A 25,410-nucleotide genomic window follows, 5' to 3' on the forward strand; every position below is an offset into this window, starting at 1 on the left:
CCGTCGTGCGACCCCGCAACACGAGTATTCGTCCATGAAACGGTTCGCCCTGCTGCTGCCCATTGCCGCTTTGATCGTCGCCTTCTTTGCTTTCGGGCTGCATCATCAGTTGACGCTCGACGCCTTTCAGGCCAGTCACGACCGCTTTGATGCCTGGTACCTGCAGCAGCCCTGGCTGGTGGTCGGCGGCTATTTCGCCATCTTCGTGGTGGTGACGCTGTTTCTACCGATCGCGGCGCTGATGACCGTGATCGCCGGTGCCTTGTTCGGTTTCTGGAAGGGCGTGCTGATCGCCTCGTTCGCTGCCGCGCTGGCGGCGGTGCTGGCCTTCTGGCTGTCCCGCTTCATCCTGCACGACAGCATCCAGCGCCGCTTTGGCGAGCGGCTGGCCGCCGTCAATGCCGGGGTGGCGCGGGATGGTCCCTTCTATCTCTTTTCCATGCGGCTGGTGCCGGTGATTCCCTTCTTCATCATCAACATGGTGATGGGGCTGACGCCGATGCAGAGCCGCACCTTTTATTGGGTGACGCAACTCGGCATGCTGGCCGGCATTCTGGTTTATGTGAATGCCGGTACCCAGTTGGCTGAGGTCGAGCAGTTGTCCGACGTGTTTTCGCCGGACCTGATCGCGTCACTGGCCCTGTTGGGTATCCTGCCGCTCCTGGGCAAGAAGGTCCTGGGTCTGCTGCGCCGGCGTCTGCGGCCCGGCTGAGCCGTCGCCTGATGCGGGCGGCGCTTCCGGCGCGAGATCCGGGCCGAGCAGGATGGCGATGGGGCGGGTCAGCGGGCTGGCATCCAGGACGATGATGAGCACCATGGTCAGCGGTACCGACAGGAAGACCCCGATGGTCCCGAACACAAAGCCCCAGAACAGCAGCGAGAGGAATACGGCCAGGGTCGAGATTCCCAGTCCGCGGCCCATGAAGCGGGGTTCCAGGGTTCTCTCGTGTTGGTAGGAGCTAATAGACTGTCCGAGAATCGTCTGGTGCGGTAGGCCAATCATTCCGCTACCGTTCCTATTCGTTGTCGTAGTCGACCGATCGTCGGCACTGCGGGATATGACCGAGGGTCTCGGTCGGGTCGATTACGATTACGACAACGGTCGGAAACGGTAGCGCTATAGCTGGAGTGCTGCACTTGCTTACAACTCGGTCGCGTCGCGCAGGCTCTGGAACAGATCGATATCCCAGGCGACCAGGTCGCGGCGGATGGCATCCGCGCTGGCGCGGGGCAGCAATCGGGCTAGGTCTTCCCCGGTGATGACGCCGACGATCTCACCTGGGGTGGTGCGAGCGTATTGAAGTGTATGCCAGGCCATGATCGCCGCCCCCACCCCGGTCGGATAGGAGATGTAGGTGGCTCCCGCGTAAGGTGATCCCAGCAGCCCCTGATACCGGTGATAACTGAGCCCCAGGGTTTCGACCACCGTCTGACGGTCGTTGCGGACCGTCTCGGAAACGCGGATTTCGGCGGCGGCGCAGAAGTGGGTGCGGCGGATGACCCCGTTGCGCAGCAGTTCCTCGATCCGCCGGGGCCGCTGCATGCCTGGCAGGATGGCCCGTACCATCGCCTCGACCGTCAGTTCCGGCTGGTCCGGCAGGGTCTGTTTGGAGAGCAGGTTGAGTTGAAAGAGCGCCTTCACCAGTTCCACCTCGGAGCCTCCGGTATAGACTCCGATGGTCGGAATCTCGGGAAAGGCCCGATGCAGCGAGAGCAGTTCTTCCTGATAAAGCGGATACTGGCGGGTCGGCCGCGGCTCATTCGGAAAGGCGTAATAGCGCGCCATGCCGAAAGGTTCCATGACCTGCATGCGGCCGTCGATCAGGGTGCGCGGACGCGCGGCCAGTTCATCGAGCGCGGTCAGTGGGGACCAGGAAAAGACCACCGAGTCGGCCTCGATGTCTTCGAGCAAGTACAGATCCACACTCTCGATCTCGAGCTCATAGCGCCCGGCGGCAAGGATCTCATGAATGCAGCCGCCGATCAGAAAATCGGTTACACCGGGCGAGATGCCCTGATTGATCAGTGCGGCGACCCCGTGCTGCCGCAGCGCCGCATCATGATCGTACTGGGCGAAGGTCAGGGTGCGGTCGGTTCGCTCGTTATACATCTCGGCGGCGAGATCCAGCGTATGAGCGCCGAGGCGAATCCCCAATTCGATGATCGGACAATTGAACTCGGGCAGGGCCGCGTTCACCAGCAGCGCGGCGCCGGCCATTTCGGTGTCGTGGGCGGCGGCACCGGCGAAGATCGGGGCGAAGTCCGGCAGGCCGATGAAGCGGATTCGGTCGAACAACCGCTCGGCGTGGAAGAGCGCATCCCGTGCCCCCGCCGGGTCGATGGTATAGACGACGAAACGCACCGGGACGCCGTCGCGCTCGGCCAATTCAGCAAGACAGATCAGCAGATTGGACCCGACCGCGCCCAAGCCGAAGAAGACGATCTTGAGTGGGTCGCAAGGGCCTGAGGCAGTCGGTCTGGGGGGGTCGGTTGGGGACATCGCGATTTCCTTGGATCAGGTGTTGGATGCAGACCGGCACCGCGCCGTTCGGCGGTGGGGCTGGTCCGCGTAGTTTACGCGCAGGCGCGCGGTGAATAGCGAGTGAATGGCTCAAGGCGATTTGCGAATCCGCAAACCGCCTGACGGCTCAATCCTGCTCCCAGGCACGCAGTGCGGCGATGACGTGGGGAATCGCCGGCGGCTGCGGGTCGCCGGGGAGGTAGCGCAGGAACATGCCGCGGTGCGAGGCTTCCACGATGATCGGCGGCGCCGCCTCCGGGAGGGCGAGCGACTCCAGGGTGACCACGCCATCGCCCAGCCCGTCGGCGAGGCTGGACCACCAGGCGTCGAGTGTCTCCCCGAGTTCCGCGGACTGGGTGTCGGCCGCGGCCTGGGCGATGCCCTCACGCCACTGCGACTCCGACGGCAGGAGCACACCGCCGATCAGCAGGATCGGGATCTCCCGCGGCCAGGGCCGGGCGTTCAGTTCAGTCAGGAAGTCGCTGCCGGGACGCAGGTCGATCTTGGCCTCGCCGGTGCCGTCACGCAGGGCGGCGAAGAGTGAGTAGCGGCGGTCTGTGCCGAGATGGAACTGGTCGCGCAGTTCGAGCCAGACGCGTAACCGCGCCCACGCGGACCCGTGGTTGGGCGTCGCGCCGAGGATGACGCCGCGCACCGGCGGCCCCGCGACCCGCGCCGGCAGACCCACCGGATGACGCCAGCGTGAGACAAAGTCCCGAATCACGAGCCCGCCCATACTGTGGCCCACCAGCACGACGGGCTGGTCCGCCGGGAGCGTCGGCCAGTGCTCGGCCAGGTAGGCGGTGTCGCGGTCGATGCCCTGATCATTGGGGTAGCGGAATTCCCAGACCGTGGTGCCGACCGCGTCCAAGGCGGGGATCAGGTCATCCCAGATGGTGCCCGGTTCATCGAGTCCGTGCACCAGGACGACATGGGCTGCGGCGGGAGCGCCCGGTGGGGTCCGCGGATGCAGCCCGTGCCACCCATCGTTGGCGGCCATCTGATCGGGAAACCAGTGCTCCAGATGGTCATGGACAAGCGCACGCAGCCGCCGCTCCTCGCGTGGATGATCCTCGGCCCACCAGGTCCAGAGCGCCGCCGGCGCCGCGATCAGGATCACGGCGCCCGCAACCCGCCACCGCCACTGAGCTGACTCTTTACGCATCTGCGATTCCCCACCCCCATACCCAGGTCGTCCTCCTATCCTACAGGCTTGGATCGAAACGGGGCGAGTGCGGTACCCTAGCGCTCCCAGACTTAAGCCAAGGCATCCAGGTGCGCTATGTCCGATTCCCTGCCTCCCGCCCGGCCTGACCCGCAATCCGCTCAGGTTGTCCGTCCCGGCAAGTATGTCAGTCTGACCTACAGCATTGCCGATACCCAGGGGAGCATCCTGGAGCAGACCGATCTGCCGGTCGGCTACATCCATGGCGGCCGGACCGAGTTGATCGGCGGCATGGACGCGGCGGTCAGCGGCAAGTGCGCCGGTGATCAGGTGGACCTGCTGCTCACCCCGGAGGACGGCTTCGGACCTCATGATCCGGACCTGACCTTTACCGATTCACTGGACAACGTCCCGCCCGAGTTTCATTTCGTGGGCGCCGAGGTCCAGATGCAGAACGACAGCGGTGACGTTCGCACCTTCTACGTGACCCGCATCGGCGAGGGCACGCTGACCATCGACGGCAATCACCCGCTCGCCGGTAAGTCGCTCAAGGTCCATGTCTGGATCAAAGAAGTGCGCGAACCGACCGCGGCTGAGCTGACTCAGGACGGTCTGGCCGGCGCCCTGCCGGGCAGCGCGCTCCACTGAACTCCAGGCTCCAGCATCAACCACTCCGCGAGGAATCGTACACATGAAGCTCGGCGTCATCATCCTGGCTGCCGGAATGGGCAAGCGCATGCACTCCGACCTGCCCAAGGTCCTACACCCGTTGGCCGGCCGGCCGCTGTTGGGTCATGTGCTGGACGCCGCGACCTGCCTCGGTGCCGCGGCGACCGTGGTGGTCTATGGCCACGGGGGTGAGCAGGTGCGCGCCGCCCTGTCCACCCGCGCCTGTGCATGGGTGGAGCAGGCCCAACAACTCGGGACCGGCCATGCCGTCATGCAGGCCATGCCCGCGGTGGCTGCTATGGACCGCGTGCTGGTGCTCTACGGCGATGTGCCCCTGGTCGATGCGAATACCCTGCACCGTCTGATCGATGCCGCCGCCGACACCAGTCTGGGCATCCTCACCGCCATGATGGATGACCCAACCGGCTATGGCCGGATCATCCGCGATGCAACGGGGTGCATCCTGCGCAGCGTCGAACAGAAGGACGGGACGCCGGAGGAGTTGGCCGTGCGCGAGGCCAACACCGGTTTTCTGGTGGCGGATCGCGCCCGGCTCGACGCCTGGCTTGGGCGCCTCACCAATGCCAATGCTCAAGGCGAGTACTATCTCACCGATATCATCGGCATGGCGGTGGCTGATGGGGTGCGGGTCGCGAGCGTCCATCCGCTGACCATCGAAGAAGTCTCCGGGGTCAATGACCGGCTGCAACTCGCGGCCCTGGAACGCTTTCACCAACAGCGCCTGGCGGCGGATCTGATGCGCAATGGGGTCACCCTGGCCGACCCGGCGCGGATCGATATCCGCGGCCGTCTGACCACGGGGCGCGACTGCTTCATCGATATCAACCTGATTTGCGAGGGTGAGGTGCAGCTCGGCGACGGGGTGCGCATCGGACCTAATTGCCTGATCCGTGACAGCCATATCGGCGCCGGGACCGAAGTTTTCGCAAACTGCGTCATCGAGGGTGCCGCGGTCGGCACGGGGGCGCGCATTGGTCCGTTCGCGCGTCTGCGGCCGGAAGCCCGGCTCGCGTCCGACACCCACATCGGCAACTTCGTCGAGATCAAGAAGGCCGGCATCGGTGTCGGCAGCAAGGTCAACCATCTGACCTATGTGGGCGATGCGCAGATCGGCGCCGGGGTCAACGTGGGCGCGGGCACCATTACCTGCAACTACGACGGGGCGAATAAGTTTGTCACCGTCATCGGAGACGGTGCCTTCATCGGCTCCAATACCGCGCTGGTCGCTCCGGTGACCGTCGGTGCCGGGGCGACCATCGGGGCTGGCTCGGTGATCAGTAAGGATGCGCCGCCCGGCCAATTGACGGTCACCCGTGCCCGCCAGGCGACCATCCCCGGCTGGCAGCGGCCAAAGAAGTTGCCCAAGGTCTGAGGCGCGTTGCGGGAGTCCGGGGCTTCCGCCTTGGTCTGCGGGGGCCAAGGCTGACGCCTTGGACTCCTGGCGTTCTTTTCTTTCATTGCGGAGTAACTACCATGTGCGGCATTGTCGGTGCCATCGCCCAACGTCCGGTCGCGGCCATCCTGCTGGAGGGGCTGCGGCGCCTTGAGTACCGCGGTTATGACTCCGCGGGCATTGCGGTTCTGGACCAGGTCGGTAAGCTCAATCGATTACGCACCCTGGGCAAGGTGGCGCGTCTGCGTGACGAGGTTGCGGCCGCGCCGCTGTCGGGGACGCTCGGGATCGCCCACACCCGCTGGGCGACCCATGGCGAGCCCGCCGTGCGCAACGCCCACCCGCACATCTGTCGTGACCGCTGTGTTCTGGTCCACAATGGGATCATCGAGAATCATGAGGAACTGCGCCGCGAGCAGAAGGCGGCCGGACACCATTTTACCTCCGAGACCGATACGGAAGTGGTGGTCCACGCCGTCTATGACGAGTTGACCGCCGGTTACCCCCTGATCGAGGCCGTGCGCCGTGCCACCGCACGCATGACCGGCGCTTTTGCGCTGGGCGTGATCGACACCCAGGATCCTGAACATCTGGTGGCCGCCCGCCAGGGCAGTCCGCTGGTCATCGGCGTCGGCTTCGGCGAACACTTCATCGCCTCCGATGTCTTCGCCCTGCTGCCGGTCACCCATCGCTTCATCTTCCTGGAAGAAGGCGACATCGCGGAGCTGACCCGCGACACGGTCCGGATCTGGAGTCGCGATGGTGAACTGGTCAAGCGCCCGGTGAAGGAGTCCGCGGTCGCCGCGGACTCGGCGGAGCGCGGCGAGTACCGCCACTTCATGCTGAAGGAGATCTTCGAGCAGCCGCGCGCCATCGCCGATACGCTCGAGGGCCGGCTGGCCGGCAACCGGGTGTTGCCGGAGGGCTTCGGCAACACCGCCCCGGACCTGTTCGCCCAAGTCAAGGCGGTCACCATCGTGGCCTGCGGCACCAGTTATCATGCCGGGCTGGTGGCGCGCTTCTGGCTGGAGTCACTGGCCGGACTCCCCTGCACGGTGGAGGTGGCGAGCGAATACCGTTACCGCCGTCATGTGGTCCCCGAGTCTGCCCTATTCGTGACCATCTCGCAGTCCGGCGAGACGGCGGACACTCTGGCTGCCCTGCGGATCGCCAAGGAGTCCGGCTATGCCACGACGCTCGCCATCTGCAATGTCCCGGAGAGCTCGCTGGTGCGGGAGTCCGATCTGGTGCTCCTGACCCATGCCGGCCCCGAGATCGGGGTGGCGTCCACCAAAGCCTTCACCACCCAGCTGATCGCACTGTTGTTGCTGACCACCGCCCTGGGGCGCTATCACGGCCTGAGCGAGGCGGCAGAGGCGCGCATGGTCGCCCTGATGCGGTCGGTGCCGAGCAAGATGGAACAGGTCCTGGCTTTGGATGACCGCATCGCCACCCTGGCCGAGCAGTTCGTCGACAAACAGCATACCCTGTTCCTGGGGCGCGGGGAGCAATACCCGATCGCGATGGAGGGCGCGCTCAAGCTCAAGGAAATCTCCTACATCCATGCCGAGGCCTACCCGGCCGGTGAGCTCAAGCACGGTCCGCTTGCCCTGATCGATGAGAACATGCCGGTGGTGGCCGTGGCACCGAACAACGCCCTTCTGGAAAAGCTCAAGTCGAATCTGGAGGAGGTGCGCGCCCGCGGCGGTCAACTTTTCGTCTTCGCCGATTTTGCCGTCCCGCTCACGGAAGAGTCCGGGGTGACCGTGATCCGGCTGCCGGAGACCGATGACCTGATCGATCCCCTGATCTTCACCATTCCGATGCAACTGCTTGCCTACCATGTCGCCGTACTGAAGGGCACCGACGTGGATCAGCCGCGCAATCTTGCCAAGTCGGTGACGGTCGAATAACGATCGTCAGCGGGCCATGAATCTCATTGCCGTCCTTGCGGTGTTTTCCGGGGCGGGTCTGGGTGCCTTGCTGCGCTGGGGGTTGGGTCTGCGTCTCAACCCCATCTTCCCCTCTTTACCGCTGGGAACCCTGGCCGCCAACCTCTTGGGCGGCCTGCTGGTGGGCCTCGCCGTGGCCTGGATGGCGCGCCATCCGGGTCTCCCGCCGGAGTTGCGACTCTTTATCATCACCGGTTTTCTCGGCGGACTCACAACCTTTTCGACCTTTTCCGCTGAAGTGGTGACCATGCTCGCGCGGGGCGAGTACGGCTGGGGCCTTGCCGCCGCGGGCGTTCACCTCGCCGGCTCGCTGGTCCTGACGGTCACCGGCATGGCGCTGGCTCACCTGCTGCTTGCGCGGGGCTGATGGGGCCCGAGATGTGATCGGGTTGGCAACGTGACACAACATTCCCTGTTTATACTTGGTATCAAAGTGTGCTTTCCAAGAACGAGAGAATAGGGGTCGGCAGATCGGTGACGACCGAACGCGGGCCATATCGCTAAGCTAGGCTGGTCTTTGTGCTATAAGGCGCAGAGTGGTTCTGCCTGATGGGACCTAGTCCATGCCGAATTTTCAATCATCGAATGTGCTGCTCCATGCGGCTCAAATACCCAGATCTGAGGAGGGGCAACCGCGTGTCGATGCGGCTGACCTGCTGATGGTCTGCCGCGACCGGCTTGCCCAAGGTGTTGCGACGGCCTTTGCCGAGAACCTGGGGCGGGCGAACGACGATTTGCTCGGCATGGCTGATCGTGCTACCAGCTTGAACCAACAGCAATTGTGTTTCGCGGCGATGGATCTGTTGAGCAGTCGAGGCCAAGCGCTGCTGGCACAGTTCAGTAACAGCTACGCCCAGGTTTTTGATCACAACGTCGCCGCGCTCCGACTTGATCGCGGTGTTCCGGATGGCTACGCCGACTGCCGCCCGATCGACGCCGACGACTTCGAGCGCGATCTGGCGATCAACGAGCTTGCAGTCCGTGCCGCTTGTCGCTGCGCATCACAACTGAGCGCGCTTGACCGTCGCCTCGCCGGGTTGCTGTGTCTCCCGCGGATCAGCCAGGACGACAATCCGCTCTACCCGCGCGCCCTGTTTGCGGCCATGCTCAATGCCTGTGCCGTACTGGAAGTTGGGGATCAAGTGGCGCTGATGCTCCTCAAGCAGTTCGAACGTCAGACGGCGGTTGAACTTCCGAGTCTCTATGACGACCTCAACCGCCATCTCATCGATTATGGAATCCCGCCCAAAGTTCCGATCGGGATGCCGGATTCGGGGCAAAGCGACGAGTCGCGCGAACCCGTGTCGGCAGGGTCGTCGTTACACTTGGGCTTGGCTGAGTTCGAACCAAGCGTCGCCATGCCGCGGATCGCCGGGGCAGCGGCAGGGCTCGGCGTTACCGACCCTGGTGCGCCCGAACAGTTCGAGAATGAGGTGTTTGCCCAACTTGCGCGTGCGATCACGGCAGCCACGAGCAACCCTTACCGGCGGCCGGGATCGTCTGCACGGAACCACCCGCATCAGGAGTCACTCGGATTGGGTCAACTGATAGAGTCTCTGACCGGCCTGCAACGCGGCCGTGCGGATGCCCGTCACTGGGTCGGGTCGGATCAGGTGCAGATCGACCCGGAATCCACCACGGTACTGCGGCAACTGCGCGTCACGGCGATGGTGAGTCAGCCGCACCCGGTTGATGCCTTGACGATCGATATCGTGGCCATGCTTTTCGATGCCATTTTCAGCGACCCTGAGCTGTCGGCAACCCTGCGCGCGGAGATCGCCAAGCTGCAAATTCCGGTGCTCAAGGCGGCCTTGCTGGATAAAGCCTTCTTCTCCAACAAACGGCACCCGGCCCGGCGCCTGCTCGATCTTATCGCGAACTCGGGGGTGGGTCGCAACGAAGCCGATGAACCCCGTCTGATCGCCCAGATCCAGCCCATCATCGATGCCGTAGTCACCGGCTTTGATACCGACATCAACGTCTTTGCCAAGCAGGTGCTCAAACTCGCAAACTTCCTCCAGGACGAGGAGGCGCGGGCGCAGACCCGAACCACCGCTGCCGTGTACAGACTCGCGCAGCGCGAGCGCCAGGAGGTCGTCAAGACACGCGTGGACGCGGAACTCCGCGCGCGGTTGGCGCAGCGGGCGGTGCCCGCCCTGGTTGCCGAGTTCGTCGACCGCCACTGGCGCCTGGTCCTGACGAACACCTACGTTCGCTCGGGCGGTGAGGGTGCCCCGTGGATCGCGGCCTTGGCCGCGCTGGATGACCTGATCTGGAGCGTCCAGCCAAAGCGGGGAGCGGCGGAGCGTAACCGGCTTCTCACCCTGTTGCCGGACTTGTTGAAACGGCTGCGTATCGCGATCGAGGCCGTCGGACGCAATGATGCCTGGGACCCCTTTTTCGGCCAGTTGATCAAGCTGCACGTTGGTGCACTGCATAAGGACGGCACCCCGGACAGCCAACGTGAACCGCCTGATACCGCGCCCGCGTCGGTGCCGCCGACTCTGCCGAGCAAAGATGCGCGCAAGGGTTTGCGGACGCTGGAACTGGTCGATGGTCCGTCGGGCATTGAATATCGCCCGGCGGAACCGATCGCCGCGGTGAGCCGGATGGTGCCCAAAGAGGATCGCCATCTGTGGCTCGCCCGGTCCCTGGGCGTTGGCGCCTGGGTCGAGTTCGAGAGTTTCCGAGGGACGCGCAAAACCCTACGCCTCAACTGGATCAGTGAACTGCGCGGGGTCTGTCTGTTTGCCAACCGTCAGGGCGAGAACGCCGTGACGCTGGCGACGCCCAGCCTGGCCGACCATCTGCGCAAAGGGACCGCGCGGGTGCTGAGTCAGGCCCCGTTGACCGACCGCGCGGTCGCACATCTGTTGGAAGGCATGGCAACGCGTGCCGCGACCTAGCGCCGCGCATTCGGTACGCGGCGCGCATCGAGCCACGGATCGGGTGGATTGTTGAACGGCGTCGTCTTTATACGGCACCCGGGGTATCCTCGCGTTTTTATTCTCACAGCGGCAGGCCGATCATGAGCGACACCACCCCGATTCGCGTCTTGTCGATCGTCGGCACCCGCCCCGAGGCCATCAAGATGGCGCCGGTCATCCACGCCCTCGCCCGGAATCCGGCGTTTGAGTCGCGGGTGCTCGCCACCGCGCAGCATCGCCAGATGCTCGATCAGGTCTTTGCGGTGTTCGGCATCTCGCCGGACCGTGACCTCGACATCATGCGCCCCAACCAGGCGCTGACCGAACTGACCGCACGGTTGCTGATCGCGCTCGATGAGGCCCTCGCACAGGAGACCCCCGATCTGGTCCTCGCCCAAGGCGATACCACCACCGTCATGACCGCGGCGCTCGCGTGCTTTTACCGCAAGATCCCCTTTGGGCATGTCGAGGCAGGACTGCGCACCGGTGACCTTGACAACCCCTTTCCGGAGGAAATGAACCGGATCGTCGCCGGACACCTGGCGCGCTGGCATTTTGCGCCGACCGAAAGCGCCCGGCAGAACCTGCTGCGGGAGGGTGTCGCCGACAGCGCCATCCATGTGACCGGCAACACCGTCATCGACGCCCTGCTGAGCGTTGCCGACCGCCGCCCCGAGATCGGTGTGCCGATCGATCCGGACAAGCGTCTGATCCTGGTCACCGCCCATCGCCGCGAAAACTTCGGCGAGCCTTTGCGCGCGATCTGCCGCGCCATCCGGCACCTGGCCGAGACCAACCCCGACGTCCAGTTCCTCTACCCGGTGCATCCGAACCCGAACGTGAAAGATGTTGCCGAAGCACTCCTCGGCGGTTGCCCCGGGATCATCCTGTGTCCGCCGCTGGACTATCTGCCCTTCGTCGGCGCCATGCAGCGGTCTTACCTGATCCTGAGCGATTCCGGCGGCGTGCAGGAAGAAGCCCCGGCGCTTGCCAAACCGGTGCTGGTGCTGCGTCAGGAGACTGAGCGGCCGGAGGCGGTGGATGCCGGGGTCGTGAAACTGGTCGGCCCGGTCTATGAGACGATCGTCGCTGAGGCGCAGCGTCTGCTGGACGATGCCGTACACTATCGCAGTATGGCGCGTGGCGTTTCACCCTATGGGGATGGGCTTGCCGCGGGGCGGATCGTCGCTGCCCTGGCGGCGCGTTGAGGCGGGCTTCGTCCGCCTCTTACGTGATTCATGAGCGCGCGTCTTGAAGCAAAACTGGATGACTCTTTCGCTGGTTACCGCTTAAACTAGCGGACTCCGAGCCTTGCGGAAGACTGTTTCCCGCGTGTTCTTGCAACCAAGCACCAATTTTTCATGAATCCTCATCAGGAACACCCGGCGACACCCCGCGCGCTGGTCTCCAGCCTCTGGCGCAATCGCAGCCTGATCAACCAACTGGTTCGACGTGAAGTGATCGGGCGCTATCGCGGCTCTGTCCTCGGCGTCGCCTGGTCGTTTTTCAATCCAGTCCTGATGCTTCTCGTCTACACCTTCGTTTTTTCCGTGGTGTTCAAGACGCGGTGGGGGATTGGAGGGGACGAAAGCCATGCGAGTTTCGCCGTTATCTTGTTTGTCGGAATGATTGTGCATGGCCTCTTCGCCGAGGTCGCCAATCGTGCCCCGGCGCTGATTCTCACTAACGTCAGCTATGTTAAACGTGTTGTTTTTCCGCTCGAAATATTGCCCTTGATCACCATGGGGTCGGCACTCTTCCATGCCTCGATCAGCCTTCTCGTTCTCTTCATCACGCAACTCATCCTGATGCATCAGTTGCCTTGGACCTTGATCCTGTTTCCGCTCATTGTCGCCCCGCTTATAGCGGGAACGATGGGTGTCGCGTGGTTTTTGGCCGCGATTGGTGTTTACGTCCGCGATATCGCACAAACCATCGGAATCGTGACCAGTGTGATGATGTTCTTGGCACCGGTGTTCTACCCGATCACGGCGTTATCGGAGCAACTCCAGTGGCTTTTGTACCTGAATCCAATCACGTTCGTCATCGTTGAGGGAAGGAAAGTGCTCTTGTTCGGCCTCATGCCGAATTGGGGCGGTTGGTTGCTTTACTCTACCGTGAGCATCGGCATTGCTTGGGGCGGCTTTTGGTGGTTCCAGAAGACGCGTAAGGGGTTCGCCGATGTCGTCTGAAGAGATTGCTATTCACGTGCGAGAGCTTGGTAAGTCTTACCAAATCTACGACCGGCCTCAGGATCGCCTGAAACAGTCCGTGATGCCGCGTTTGCGGGGCCTGCTTGGAAAAGTCACACCGAATTACTACCGCGAATTTTGGGCGTTGCGCGACGTATCATTTCACGTGCGCAAGGGCGAGACGGTCGGCATCATCGGCCGTAACGGGTCAGGAAAATCCACCCTGTTGCAAGTCATCTGCGGGACGCTGACGCCCACGACTGGAGCCGTGGAGACCACCGGTCGCGTCGCGGCGCTCCTTGAACTTGGAGCCGGATTCAATCCCGAATTCACCGGACGCGAAAACGTCTACCTCAACGGTAGCGTGCTCGGTCTGACGCAAGAGGAAATCGACCAGCGCTTCGATGCGATCGCCGCATTCGCCGACATTGGCGAGTTCATTGAACAGCCGGTGAAATCGTACTCGAGTGGAATGGTGGTGCGGCTCGGCTTTGCTGTTGCGATCAACGTCGATCCGGAGATTTTGATTGTGGATGAGGCATTGGCCGTCGGCGATGAGATTTTTCAGCGGAAGTGTTTTTCCCGCATTGAGACCATTAAGAGCAACGGCGCCACCATTCTATTCGTCTCGCATGCGGGTGCAACGATCGTTGAACTCTGTGATCGCGCGATTCTGCTGGATGGCGGCGAGCGTCTAGCGACCGGATTACCCAAACAGATCGTTGGGCGGTATCAGAAACTGCTTTATGCCTCAGTGGAACGGCGATCCGCGATCCGTCAGGAGATCATTGATCGTGATCGGCTGATGAGTGGAGGGGCGGCTGATACAGCGGGAGAGATCCATTCGCCGGCTGAACAGCCGCAGCCTGGTATCGACGACGAGTTGCAGGAGAGCTTCGATCCCGCCCTGCGGCCAGCGGCTACCATCGCCTATGAATCTCACAATGTCGTGATTGAAGAGCCCACTATTTTTACGGTCGGCGGGGATCGAGTGAATAAACTGATCCGGGGCCGCAGCTATGAGTATCGCTATAAAGCGGCGTTTACCGCTGCTGCCAGTTCGGTCCGTTTTGGAATGTTGATCAAGACGGTCAGCGGCATTGAACTGGGCGGCGCTACGTCAGCGGCATCGCCTGGCGAAGCAATTCCGGTAATCTCGGCCGGTTCCGTTTATGAGGCGGTATTCCATTTCACCTGCAGCCTCAATCCCGGCGTGTATTTTCTGAATGCCGGGGTTGTCGGTTTGCTGGGCGACGTCGACGTCTATCTGCACCGACTACTTGATGCAGCCATGTTTCACGTCCTTCCGGAAGCCGGGAGTCTTGCTACCGGTTTGATCGACTTCAATTGCATTCCTGAAGTTGTCCTGATGCGCGACGCTCCCGCTTGAATATTCGCAAGGGTTTAAAATGACTTCCGAAAAGATCAAATGCGTCGCTGTGGTGTTAGGTATGCATCGCAGCGGCACAAGCGCGATGACGCGGGCTCTGAGCGTTTTTGGTGTTTACCTTGGGGACCAACTGTTACCGGCGCAAAAAGATAATGAAAAGGGCTTTTGGGAGGATAAGGACGTCAATGCTCTCAATGAGGAGTTGCTCAAGCATCTTGGCAGCACTTGGGATAGCCTGGGATCGGATTTCGAAAAACGACTCGCTGAGGAGTCCGTGGTCCCGTTCCGGCAACGCGCGATTGAGTTGTTACGGAAAAAGACGAGTGGTATCGATTGGTTTGGCATTAAAGATCCGCGCCTGTCTCGGCTAATGCCGTTCTGGAAACCGGTATTTGCCGAGCTCGACCTCGATGTCCGCTGCATCTTGATGATCAGGAACCCGCTGAGCGTGGCAGCATCGCTTGTCAAGCGGGATGGGATATCAAAGGAAAAAGCACTCTATCTTTGGCTGCTGCACACCCTCTCGGCGGTCGTGGAAACTATCGGATTTCCCCGAACGGTGGTTGAATTCGACCGGTTAATGGCAGAACCGGAATCCGAGCTTCATCGGGTCGCTTCGGATCTCGGTATTTCCGAACGACTGGACGACTCCAAGCTTGCCAGTTTCTGCAGTAGTTTCCTGGATGACAGTCTGCGCCATACCCATTACACATTACAGGATCTGAATGACGATCCAATAGTTCCAAAGTTTGTAACGGAAACATTCAGAATATTGTCTCTCGTCGCTGGAGATAAGCTGTCGATCGACTCCGCCGAGGTATCCACTGTCCTAAGGCGATACACGAACGAGTTCGATCTGTTATATCCGGCCATGCGGTTAATGGCCGAAGCCGATACAGTTATTCCACAGTTGCGGCAAAAAACGTCGGAACTGACAAGGCAAGTAGACTACTTCACAAGGGAGATGGCCGAGCGCAATCGACAAATAGCCGAGCGCGATGGACAAATAGCAACCCTTATCGGAAAGGTCAGTCTTCAGAACAAGACACTGGCCGAATGCAACATTGAGATCTCCAGCCTCCGTGCGGAGGTCGTGGATCTGGCGCCGCTCGCTGCTGAGCGCGCGGCAATGGTTTCCTCGACCTCATGGCGGATCACTTGGCCGCTACGTGCGGTGGTAGGACTACTGCGCGGCGATCCGAACTACACGGCAAGGTTAGGTCAAATTTTGGAACCCCTGCGTAGCGCGACCAAGCGACCGCAGAATGCCGCGGTTCCGTCCGTTCCGGCGGCCGCAGAGGCTCAGACAGACGCTCAGTATCGAATCGTCTACGTTAGCGGTGAGGCTCACACGCCTGGTCATTACTACCGCGTTGAGTGTTACGCTGAGGCGGCGCGAGCGTTAGGAGCGCTCTGTTCGATCATGCGTATCGAGGACAGCGAAAATCGGCTGGCCGAGATTGCCTCAGCCCACGTCTTGGTGATCTGGCGCGCGGTCTGGTCGGATCAGGTTGCGGCGGTGATCGGAGCCGCGCGCGCCGCGGGTGCGCGCGTTGTCTTCGATGTCGACGATCTTATGATCGATCCGGTCTTTGCCAGGGCCAAAGTGATCGACGGCATTCGTAGTCAAGGATTGACCGAAGCTGCGGTGACGGAGTTCTACGCGCGCGTCCGGCACACCATGCTGGAAGCGGATCTTTGTACGGTGCCGACGGAGGAGCTTGCGCATCATGTTCGAAGGGCTGGCTTGCCCGTGTTGGTCCTGCCAAATGGCTTTGACGAAGCAACGTTCGTTGCCTCACGCAGCGCTGCGCGGAAACGTGCGTCAACTCCTTCCGACGGGTTGCTTCGAGTCGGATATGCCAGCGGATCCCGTACGCATCAGCGTGATTTCGCTTGTTGCGCCGATGCGCTGGCGGACGTCTTGGGTGAGCGCCCGAACGTGAGGCTGGTGCTCTTCCGCGAGAGCCAGTCAGGAATGCCTCTTGTCGACTTGGAGGAGTTTCCGGCCCTGGCCAGACTGGAGGCGCGTGTGGAATGGCGTGATCTTGTTCCGATAGCGCGGCTCCCGGAGGAGGTTGCGCGCTTCGACATTAACCTCGCTCCACTCGAGGTCGGCAACCCCTTCTGCGAGGCGAAGAGCGAGTTGAAATACTTCGAGGCCGCGCTCGCCGGCGTCTGCACCATTGCCTCGCCGACCGGTCCTTTTCGCCGAGCTATTCGCCATGGTCGAACAGGCTTCCTTGCGACCACTCCGAATGAGTGGCGTGCTGCCCTTACGCAGCTTCTTGATGATCCGGCGCTACGAGACAGCATGGCTCGCGCGGCACGGCACGAAGTACTCTGGACCTTTGGGGCGGAGCGGCGGGCGGAGTTGATGGCATTTGCGCTCGACTATCTCAAGGGTGGACGCAGCGCCGCTCGCGCCTTCGCGAGCGAGCTTCAATTGCGAGGGCAGACGGTTGCCGCTCCCCCTGCACTGCCGGAGTATGAGACTGTTTTCGCGAGTGACCGGCTAGGCCAAGCCGAGGTTTCCGTAGTCGTACCCGTCCATAATTATGCGCAGTTCGTCGTCGAGGCGCTCGACTCCGTCGCACAGCAGACGGTGGAAGACTTGGACCTGATTATTGTCGACGATGCGTCGACCGATGAAAGTCTTGATGTTGTGCGCGTCTGGGCGGAGCAGAACGCGTCAAGATTCAATCGGGTGCTGGTGCTTCATAACCTGGTAAACGCCCATCTCGGGCCAACGCGGAATGTCGGTTTTAGTGTAGCGGAGACGCTCTATGTTCTACCGCTTGATGCAGACAATCGGCTGCTACCGGATTGTCTTGCACGCTGTCTCCGAGTGATCCGCAGTTCTCGCGCGGCCTATGCATACCCGGTGATCCAGAAGTTCGGCGCTGGCGAAGGCCTGATGGGTGAAGCAACCTATGACGTCGCGAAGCTCGTTGGTGGCAATTACATCGACGCCATGGCCGTGGTCTCAAAGGCAGCTTGGGCGTTGGTCGGCGGCTACAACGATGTTCGGTTTGGCTGGGAGGACTATGATCTTTGGTGCCGACTGGCTGAGCGCGGCATGTTGGGGGTCAGCGTCGGCGGAGACCCACTCGCGCAGTATCGAGTCCACAGCCGATCGATGCTGCGCATGACGACGGATGTCATCGAGAATAAGCAGCGACTCGTCGAAGATATTGAACAAAGGCATTCCTGGTTGGCCATCGTCGATCCTGCCGTGCGGCCCGTCGAAGTCGAACCCTGTGCGAGCTTAGCGAATGATGATGAGCGACTGAACCGGCTCCTTGCTATAGTGCGCTGTCCGCAGACAGGCCAATCGCTTGAATGCACTTCGGACGGTGATTTGCGCACTCAAGATGGGTCGCTGCGCTGGCCGATCGTTGCTAACCGCCCAGTGCTATTTCGCGGGTTCACGACACCCAAGATTTATGCTTCCAATCACATCAGCAACCCGCTTCCCGCGCATGTGATCGACCGCATTCGAGCAACAGCTGGTCTTGTGCTGAACCTCTCGGCCGGCGGTACAGCCGAGCGCCTTCCGAATGTGATCGAGGTCGAAGCGGCGATTTTTCGCCATACCGATCTCGTTGCTGATGCCCACTGCTTGCCCTTCGCCGACCGGGTTTTCGACGGAGTCGTTGCGTTGAATGCATTTGAACACTATGCGGAGCCAATACGTGCCGCAGCGGAGATTCATCGATTGCTCAAACCGGGTGGGTGGGTGCTGATCCAAACCGCGTTCCTTCAGCCCGAGCACGAGGCCCCCTGGCACTTCTATAATTGTACGAAGCAGGGGCTGCTGCGCTGGTTTGAGCACTTCACGGTCGAGCAAGTCCACGTCTCGGAGAATTTCAATCCCTATCATGCGATTGCCTGGTTAGCATCGGAATGCGAGACTGCCCTGCGGCGGGATGTAAACCCGGTCGCCGCGGACGACTTTCAGACGGTGCAGATGGGCGTCCTGATTGCCGCTTGGCGTGACCCCGGGGAACGACGAGGGCCGCTCTGGGAGAATTTCAAAAGTTTGGCGCAGTCGAGCCAAGAGGCCATCGCGGCTGGCTTTGAGTTGATCGGACGGAAGCCCGACGAATGAATGAGCGTAACCAGCAACTTCTGGCCGGACTAACAAAAGCCGATCGGATCATCGAGATCGGACCACTTCACGCACCGATCGCGCCTAAGGCAGCGGGTTGGACAACGACCGTCGTGGATCACGCGCCCCGTGATGAGTTGATCGCGAAGTACGCTTTGGATAAAAGTATAGATCCTGACTTGATTCAGGATGTCGACGTTATTTGGCGCGGAGGGTCACTGTGCGATGCCTTCCCGACTGGAGCGCAGGGAGGCTACAAGGCGCTTATCGCCAGTCATGTCATTGAGCACGTTCCTGACTTTATCGGTTTTCTTAACTCTGCCGCAATGTTGTTGCAACCGTCAGACTGCATTCTGGCGCTCGCTGTTCCCGATAAACGTTGGTGCTTCGATCTCTTCAAGCCTATCAGCACCACAGGGCAGATATTGGCAGCACATCGCGCCAGATTGGCACGGCACTCGCCCGACAAGCTGTTCGATCACAACGCTTACTCTGCCTCCGATCGTGGCAGAACCTGTTGGGGGCGGGAGAAGCTATCCGACCTTCATTTTTATGTGCGGTTAGAGAATGCCAAGGTGGCCTTTGATGCTTGGCGTGATGAGTCTGACGCACCCTATGTTGACTGCCATGCCTGGCAGTTCACCCCGTCGAGTTTTGAACTATTGATACTCGAATTAGGCGAAATCGGAGCGGTCGATTGGCAGATCGACTGGGTGGTGCCGCAGCCAACAACGGAATTTACGGTACATCTACGTCGTGGGCGCCGACAGTTCGCTTCTTCAGGTGAGGTTGAGGCTCAGCGGATCCACCTTCTCAAGGGTATAGCGGCTGAGTTGCGGGAACAGGCCAATTGGTTGCTTGACGACTCTGCCGTGCAGAATCTCGACTCGCCTATCATCTTGGAAGGCTCGGCCAGACTCGACCGACTGGAGGCCAGTCTTGCCGCTGGTGAAGCACGATCGGCCGGGTTGGAAACGAGTCTGGTCGCGTTGCAAGAGGGATTGCGACCGGTGCAGTCCCTGCTTGCGGCACTGTTGCCCATGCGACGTATGATTGCACGATTGCGTGGCCGTATCTAAACGGAAGTATGGAATACTCCACTGTTGTCCGTTCCTCAATTGTTCGACCTGATTGGTTCGGGAATCCTAGCGGTTGGCGCGGCCATGTCCCTTTCGGAATCTGGTTAGTGCAGTCACTGAAACCGAATATCATTCTCGATCTTGGTACTCATCATAGCAGTTCGTATTTTAACTTCTGCAGGGCAGTGAAAGTCGCTCGCATCCGAACCAAGTGCTATGCGGTCGATGCCTGGCTGAACGACCAGCAGAGCGAGCATGGCAAGGTATGCGATTTCGCCGATGCACAGAAGTATAATGACTGCGAATACGCAGATATTTCTTGCCTATTACCTATGCGATTTGACGAAGCAGTGGACCACTTTTCCGACGCTTCGATCGACCTTTTGCATATCAACGGTTTCTACACTTATGAAGCAGTAAAGAGAGTTTTTGATCTCTGGCTCCCGAAACTTACACATTCCGGGGTGGTCCTCTTTCATCACACGAACGTTAAGAAGAACTATTTCGGGGTTTGGCGTCTTTGGGAAGAGCTGACTCGGCTCTACTCTTTAAATCTTGAGTTTGGCCATTCTCAAGGACTTGGTGTGATGCAACTCTCGCAAGGCGAGGGTAGCTTTCTACTCGATTGGCTCCTTCCGGACTCGGCTGACAAGCAGGTGTTGCGCGAGTATTTCGGAGATCGGGGAGTCGAAATAGAGCAGCAATGCGACCGTTGTTGCGCAACACCCTCCGGGCCTTATTATCCAGCGTCGGCCGAACGAGACAAGGTAGCTGCAGAGGTAGCGACGCTGCGGCACGCGTTGGCGAAACGCGATCAGGCCATTTCAGAGATCGAGATGCTCCATCGCCAATTGGCCGAGCGCGACAGGGTCATCGCTGAACTGGGCGTTGCTTCAGATGAACGTGATGTCATGGCGAATTCGATGTCCTGGCGAATTACCAAGCCGTTCCGCCTAGCGCGGGGTGTGTTTCTTGGTGAGCCCGCTTACCTGGCTCGATTAAAAGCGTTGGTTGGCCACGTCGAGGTTGAAGCGAAGGAATCAGCGACGACCGTGAAGTCTTCTCCCGACTCCAGCAGTGATGCTCTGCCGGACACCTCGGTGCGCGGTCATGTAGCCGCTGCTTTGCCGGAACTGATTTCCCTCGCTACCTACCCTGATCCAAGCCCCGGTAAGCCCCAAAGGCTGACGGTTGTGACTGACTCGCTCGGCGCCGAAGCGGCTTTTGGTGGTATGGATATTCCGATCCTGTTGGCTGTCGCACTCGCACGGCACCGTGGTCTTTGTCTTCGCTTTGTAACACGCGATTCACCGCCCGAGCCGGCGTATGTCGGAGCAGTCCTGGCTGCGCATGCCCTGTCTTACTCCGACAATATGGAATTTGAATTTGCTCCAACCCGGGCGGATGCACGGGCGCTCGCGGCTGCAAGTAACGAGCTGATATTGACGACGACCTGGTCGACGACCTGGGCGGCGCGGAAGAGCTTCGATCCGTCGCGAATCATCTACCTCGTGCAGAATGACGAGCGCATGTTTTATCCCGCGGGTGATCAGCAGCTTCGCTGTCGTGAGATATTATGTGACTCACGCTTGCGTTTCGTGGTCACCTCGTCGCAGCTCTTCAATTATCTGATCGCGCAGGGCATGACAGGGGTCTCCAGCAGCGGAATCGTGTTGGACCCGGCCTATCCCAGAACTTTTTATTTCCGAGCGCCTACACCTGTAAACAGCAAACGACGATTTCTTTTCGACGCTCGGCCAAACAGCCCCCGCAATCTTTTCTTGCGTGGACTTGAGGTAGTAGCGAGCGGGATTGAGAATAACTCCGTGAATCCTGCCGACTGGGACTTTTTCTTTGTTGGGAAGAACATTCCCATAGTGGAACTGCCGCGAGGCGTCAGACCAAAGGTCGTTGAGAATCCCTCGATGAATGACCTTGGTGAATTGATTAGGCAGGTAGACGTCGGACTTTCGCTGGCGTATGCGCCTCAGCTCGGCAGCTCCGTACTGACTCTCGCTGCATCTGGCGCCGTCGTAGTGACCAACCGCTTCGGTTCGGATCCGCCGCCTGAAAGTTATTGTTCTAATATTCTCTGTGCCGATTCGTCGTTGGACGAACTTGTCGCAACTCTGGCGAAGGCTGCGGAACTTGCAGCGAACGAACCGTTGCGTCAAGCGAATTACGAGAGCGCACGTATTACGCGTGATTGGGATACGGTCTTCGCGCCCGTGGTCGAGGCGCTGCCGCGCTAGTATCGCATGTTCGCGATAGATGTCCCTGTTGTCGATTATCCGGATCCCTGGACGGAGTCGTTTGCTGATCGCTTGTCAAGACTGGGCCAAAGCTCACATAGCGTCGCCTACTTTTATCCAAGACCGGATAGCAGTACCTTTCGTTATCGTGTTTTGAACATGATTGAGACCCTCGCCATGACTTCCGGATCGATCGCTGCGAGTTGGTTCTCCGCCGCAGAACTGTCGTACGCGGAGGAGATACTTGAACGGACAGATGTCGTCGTCATTTGCCGCTCCGGGTACTCTGTCGAGTTTGCGGGATTGGTTGCGAGAGTCCGCGCTAAAGGGAAACGCGTCTTGTACGACATCGATGACTTGGTATTCGATGCTCAGTATGTGCCAGTGCTTCTGAATACACTTGATCAATCAATGGGAGAAGCAGAACTGGATTTCTGGCATGCGTATTGTGGGCGCAATGGCGCTTTGATGAGGCTGTGTGACGGTGTGATTCTCACCAACGAATACCTCGCGGAGCGGGTTCAACAGTTCTGCAGTCTGCCGATTGCGATTATTCCTAATTTTATGAATGGTGCACAGCTTGCGCACTCTGCGAAGATTCTTGACAACAAGCGGACGTCGGGGTTTGCCCGCGACGGGCGCATTCATGTGGGTTACTTTAGTGGTTCGCCAACACACCGCCGTGATTTTGCCATCATTGAGGATGCGATCGTGGATCTCATGGACTCCGACCCACGGATTGTACTGAGGGTCGTCGGAGTATTGGATCTCAGTGATTGTTTTGCGCGGTTCGGTGATCGGGTTGAAGTCTTTCCTTTTCAGAACATACTCAATCTTCAGCGTTTGATCGGTGAAGTCGAAATAAATGTAGTGCCTCTGCAAGACAATGTCTTTACCAACTGTAAGTCCGAGTTAAAGGTATTCGAGGCGTCAGCCGTAGGTACGATCAGTATCGGCTCACCGATTTTTTCACTGGCTCGAGCTATTCAGGATCAGGGAACCGGGTTCATCGCGCCGGCTCATCGTTGGCGGACGACGCTCGCCCGCGGGATTCGTCAGTTGAAGAACTATCCTGAAATGGCGAACGCGGCTGCGGGTATGGCTTTGCGTAATTATGTTCCGGAAGCGCGGAGGCCGGATGTCGTCCGTGCGCTGTTCGGTGACACAGCCGACGATCACGGCTGAGGCGCAGCCCGAATCGCCGCGATTAGAGTATGAAGCAAAAAGTGTATTCTTGTCGGTCGCCGCGGCTAGGTCGAGGCGTTTCACTACAAGCGGTGCACGCTGATCGCTGTGGCTAATGTATGTTTTTAACGAAGGCTCCCACTCTCGATGCGCCGGAACCGGAGGCAGAGTCATTCGTTACCCGTCTCAGGCGACTGGAGCAGGGGTCTCGTCACGTTGCATATTTCTATCCTCATCCGAATGCAGGGACCTTCCGTTATCGCGCTCTGAATATGATAGAAGCACTTATGACGACAGGTGCCTCGGTTGGTGCGAGTTGGTTCTCGGGTGGTGAGTTGGCCTATCTCGATACGATTATCGAGCGCGCAGATATCATCGTCATCTGCCATGCCAAGTATTCTCGTGAATTTGCGCAATTGGTCGCAAGAGGTCGCGCTAAAGGCAAGCGGGTATTGTACGATATTGATGATCTTGTTTTCGATGACAGGTATGTCCATCTGGTTCTCAATTATTTGGATCACTCAACCAATGACGCTGATATGGATTATTGGTTCGCGGATTTCGGGCGCTATGGTGCGTTGATGAGGTTGTGTGATGGCGTAATCTTGACAAATGAATTTCTGGCGGAGCGTGCCCGTGAATTTTCCGGATTGCCTACCGAGGTGGTCCCAAATTTCATGAATCGGGCGCAACTCAGGCACTCTGCAAGCATACTTGAGGACAAGATGTCGTCCGGTTTCGCTCGTGATGGGCAAATACATCTGGGGTACTTCAGCGGTTCGCCGACTCACCGTCGCGATTTCGCGATTATTGAAGATGCCTTGTGGAGTCTCATGGACTCCGACCCGCGAATCGTGCTTGTAATCGTGGGGTTCTTGGATCCGCATAGCCGATTCGCACGCTTCGGGGAGCGTGTTGAGGTCTTTCCGCTGCAGAATATACTCAATCTCCAGCGGTCGATTGCAGAGGTTGAAATTAACGTCGTTCCGCTCCAGGATAATGTGTTTACAAACTGCAAGTCAGAATTAAAGGTGTTTGAAGCATCGGCAGTGGGAACCATTAGTATCGCTTCTCCGACGTTTACACTGCGTCGTGCGATACGGGATGGAGAGACGGGGTTTCTGGCGCCAGCACACGGCTGGCGTCAGGCATTTGACCGAGCCATTGATCACTTGGATCGTTATCCGGACATGGCAACCGCGGCTGCCGGGGCTGCATTGCGGTGCTATGTTCCCGAAATACAAGGTCCAAGGGTGCTGCGGGCGTTGTTTGGCGATCCAGTTAAGAGTGGCGTGTAGGATATTGCGCGATCTGGCGACCTCGGGTCGCTGTGGCCCGACGGGGTCGTTCATCAAGGGCGCGGCATAGAAGTCGGCAGTGCCTCAAAAGGATGGGGCGCGTATCTAGCGAGCAAAGGGGTAAAACTTCTTGCTCAGTCGTTCGTGATTCGTGTTCTTTCGGTAGGCCCGCTTGATCTCGCGAAAACCGGCTTCGATACTGAGTGCGCGCAAGAATATTTCAATGCCGCGCCGGGAAGGACACGTGGATGCCTGGGTAGGGACGGCGTTCTGTGTATTTGTTATGCTGTAACCGAATAGCGCGAGATATCGCTTTCGTACTTGATGTCCTGACAGACCCTCGGTGTAGGGGCGGGTTTCAGCCCGACCCGATCGTCCGGTGGTCTCCTGCGATGGCTGTATACTTTTTGGCTGCGTCTCCGTCTTAGGCGCTCCGGCCCTGGCGCCACCCCCCTTCCGCCCGCTGCGCGCTCAGCGCCCAAGGCCCGCACCGCGCTTGTCGGAAAGGTGACAGGTCCGCCCGAACAGTGTGATTTCCGACCCGCTCCGTTATAGCATCGGAAAAGTAACGGTTACTTAATGCCTTGATGGGATGTGGTGTTTTATGAAAAGTAAGTGTCGGTATAAATGTTGCTAGAAGAATAACGAAATTCGAACACAGGGCTCCTGTCCCATCCGTTTTCCACCGTCCCCGGACCGTCACCAAGATCGCGCCATGGGCCAGGGCCAGGGCCAGGGCCAGGGCCAGGGCCAGGGCCAGTTGCTGGCAGCCGTGCTATCGGTGCCCTGTCCTTGGTCAATTCCCTGTCCGACGCGAACCACCGGAGCAATCACCATGACAGGCGCGCCCTGTATCTTCGGTAAGGTACCGCAAGGACCTCGACAACACCCCGACCAGCCCTGCCGCCCCCGCTGGCAGTCACACCTGCCGGCCGAATGGCGGGGCAAGACCGTCGTGCCGCAGTCCTTCCGGGTCTATCGGGAATACGAGGTCCCCGCTCGGCGGGTCGTCGGCCGCGACCGATTGGGCGAGCCCTGTTTCTGCGCCTGTGACTACCGGCTGATCGAACTGCGCTCGGAGGACGACGACGATCTCTATCCGGCGCTGACCTACGGAGAGTCACTCGATGCCTGGCGCCTCCTGGACGGACGCTGGCTGGTGCATCGCCGCCTCCAACCCTATGGGGACGAAGGGGACCTGGTTGCCGCGCTGAGTTTGGAAGAGCGGATGCCGCGGTAATGCCGGTGCGGGGCT

The 25,410-nt window shown here is 60.0% G+C and carries 18 protein-coding genes; 15 read left to right on the top strand and 3 right to left on the bottom strand.

Translation table 11 applies throughout. The features are described 5' to 3' along the window. The first annotated feature begins 34 nt into the window (after nt 1–34). Nucleotides 35–712 (top strand): TVP38/TMEM64 family protein, encoded by a 678-nt coding sequence (locus tag A39O_RS0109610; protein WP_040527649.1) that lies wholly within the window; start codon nt 35–37, stop codon nt 710–712. Here the strand turns inward: A39O_RS0109610 and A39O_RS0109615 are convergent. The 3 genes from A39O_RS0109615 to A39O_RS0109625 form a co-directional block, all read right to left on the bottom strand. After that, nucleotides 632–1,003: an AI-2E family transporter gene (locus A39O_RS0109615; protein ID WP_083924611.1), complete on the bottom strand. Its 372-nt coding sequence runs from the start codon at nt 1,001–1,003 to the stop codon at nt 632–634. The two genes, A39O_RS0109610 and A39O_RS0109615, sit on opposite strands and share 81 nt — an antisense overlap. A 138-nt stretch (nt 1,004–1,141) precedes the next feature. Next, nucleotides 1,142–2,500 carry a saccharopine dehydrogenase family protein gene (locus A39O_RS0109620; protein ID WP_040527629.1) on the bottom strand — a complete coding sequence of 453 codons (1,359 nt, stop codon included), beginning with the start codon at nt 2,498–2,500 and terminating at the stop codon, nt 1,142–1,144. 148 nt (nt 2,501–2,648) lie between these two features. After that, entirely contained in the window at nt 2,649–3,686 is a 1,038-nt protein-coding gene (locus A39O_RS0109625) for a lipase family alpha/beta hydrolase (protein WP_020504440.1), read from the bottom strand. Between the two features lie 117 nt (nt 3,687–3,803). Here A39O_RS0109625 and A39O_RS0109630 point away from each other — a divergent pair, with 117 nt between their 5' ends. The 14 genes from A39O_RS0109630 to A39O_RS32935 all read left to right on the top strand — a co-directional run bounded on the left by A39O_RS0109630 (nt 3,804) and on the right by A39O_RS32935 (nt 25,395). Beyond that, nucleotides 3,804–4,334: an FKBP-type peptidyl-prolyl cis-trans isomerase gene (locus A39O_RS0109630; protein ID WP_020504441.1), complete on the top strand. Its 531-nt coding sequence runs from the start codon at nt 3,804–3,806 to the stop codon at nt 4,332–4,334. A gap of 43 nt (nt 4,335–4,377) precedes the next feature. Continuing rightward, nucleotides 4,378–5,748, top strand: a complete 1,371-nt coding sequence (gene glmU, locus A39O_RS0109635) for a bifunctional UDP-N-acetylglucosamine diphosphorylase/glucosamine-1-phosphate N-acetyltransferase GlmU (protein ID WP_020504442.1) — start codon at nt 4,378–4,380, stop codon at nt 5,746–5,748. 101 nt (nt 5,749–5,849) lie between these two features. Continuing rightward, complete coding sequence (glmS, locus tag A39O_RS0109640; protein ID WP_020504443.1) at nt 5,850–7,682, top strand: glutamine--fructose-6-phosphate transaminase (isomerizing); 1,833 nt, start codon at nt 5,850–5,852, stop codon at nt 7,680–7,682. 16 nt (nt 7,683–7,698) lie between these two features. After that, nucleotides 7,699–8,088 carry a fluoride efflux transporter CrcB gene (gene crcB / locus A39O_RS0109645; protein WP_020504444.1) on the top strand — a complete coding sequence of 130 codons (390 nt, stop codon included), beginning with the start codon at nt 7,699–7,701 and terminating at the stop codon, nt 8,086–8,088. A gap of 196 nt (nt 8,089–8,284) precedes the next feature. Next, a complete protein-coding gene (locus tag A39O_RS0109650) occupies nt 8,285–10,627 on the top strand; it encodes a DUF1631 domain-containing protein (protein WP_026199281.1) in 2,343 nt (780 codons plus the stop codon). A 122-nt stretch (nt 10,628–10,749) separates the two neighbouring features. Further along, on the top strand, nt 10,750–11,856 hold the full coding sequence (gene wecB, locus A39O_RS0109655) for a non-hydrolyzing UDP-N-acetylglucosamine 2-epimerase (protein ID WP_026199282.1): 1,107 nt from the start codon (nt 10,750–10,752) through the stop codon (nt 11,854–11,856). Nucleotides 11,857–12,009: 153 nt separating this feature from the next. Continuing rightward, nucleotides 12,010–12,840 carry an ABC transporter permease gene (locus tag A39O_RS0109660; RefSeq protein ID WP_026199283.1) on the top strand — a complete coding sequence of 277 codons (831 nt, stop codon included), beginning with the start codon at nt 12,010–12,012 and terminating at the stop codon, nt 12,838–12,840. Then, nucleotides 12,830–14,230: an ABC transporter ATP-binding protein gene (locus A39O_RS0109665; protein WP_026199284.1), complete on the top strand. Its 1,401-nt coding sequence runs from the start codon at nt 12,830–12,832 to the stop codon at nt 14,228–14,230. Before A39O_RS0109660 ends, A39O_RS0109665 begins: the two co-directional genes overlap by 11 nt. Before the next feature lie 19 nt (nt 14,231–14,249). Further along, nucleotides 14,250–18,341: a glycosyltransferase gene (locus A39O_RS32920; protein ID WP_020504450.1), complete on the top strand. Its 4,092-nt coding sequence runs from the start codon at nt 14,250–14,252 to the stop codon at nt 18,339–18,341. Further along, nucleotides 18,338–19,420 carry a methyltransferase domain-containing protein gene (locus tag A39O_RS32925; protein WP_020504451.1) on the top strand — a complete coding sequence of 361 codons (1,083 nt, stop codon included), beginning with the start codon at nt 18,338–18,340 and terminating at the stop codon, nt 19,418–19,420. The genes A39O_RS32920 and A39O_RS32925 overlap by 4 nt, the downstream gene beginning before the upstream one ends. Before the next feature lie 107 nt (nt 19,421–19,527). Beyond that, nucleotides 19,528–21,672: a class I SAM-dependent methyltransferase gene (locus A39O_RS36460; RefSeq protein ID WP_157639919.1), complete on the top strand. Its 2,145-nt coding sequence runs from the start codon at nt 19,528–19,530 to the stop codon at nt 21,670–21,672. Nucleotides 21,673–21,831: 159 nt separating this feature from the next. After that, nucleotides 21,832–22,857 (top strand): glycosyltransferase family protein, encoded by a 1,026-nt coding sequence (locus tag A39O_RS0109685; protein WP_020504453.1) that lies wholly within the window; start codon nt 21,832–21,834, stop codon nt 22,855–22,857. 119 nt (nt 22,858–22,976) lie between these two features. After that, a complete protein-coding gene (locus tag A39O_RS0109690; protein ID WP_026199286.1) occupies nt 22,977–24,155 on the top strand; it encodes a glycosyltransferase in 1,179 nt (392 codons plus the stop codon). An 835-nt stretch (nt 24,156–24,990) separates the two neighbouring features. Beyond that, entirely contained in the window at nt 24,991–25,395 is a 405-nt protein-coding gene (locus A39O_RS32935; protein ID WP_040527632.1) for a hypothetical protein, read from the top strand. The last annotated feature ends 15 nt before the right edge of the window (nt 25,396–25,410 follow it).

It is taken from the genome of Lamprocystis purpurea DSM 4197, assembly GCF_000379525.1.
GTDB classification, from domain to species: domain Bacteria; phylum Pseudomonadota; class Gammaproteobacteria; order Chromatiales; family Chromatiaceae; genus Thiodictyon; species Thiodictyon purpureum.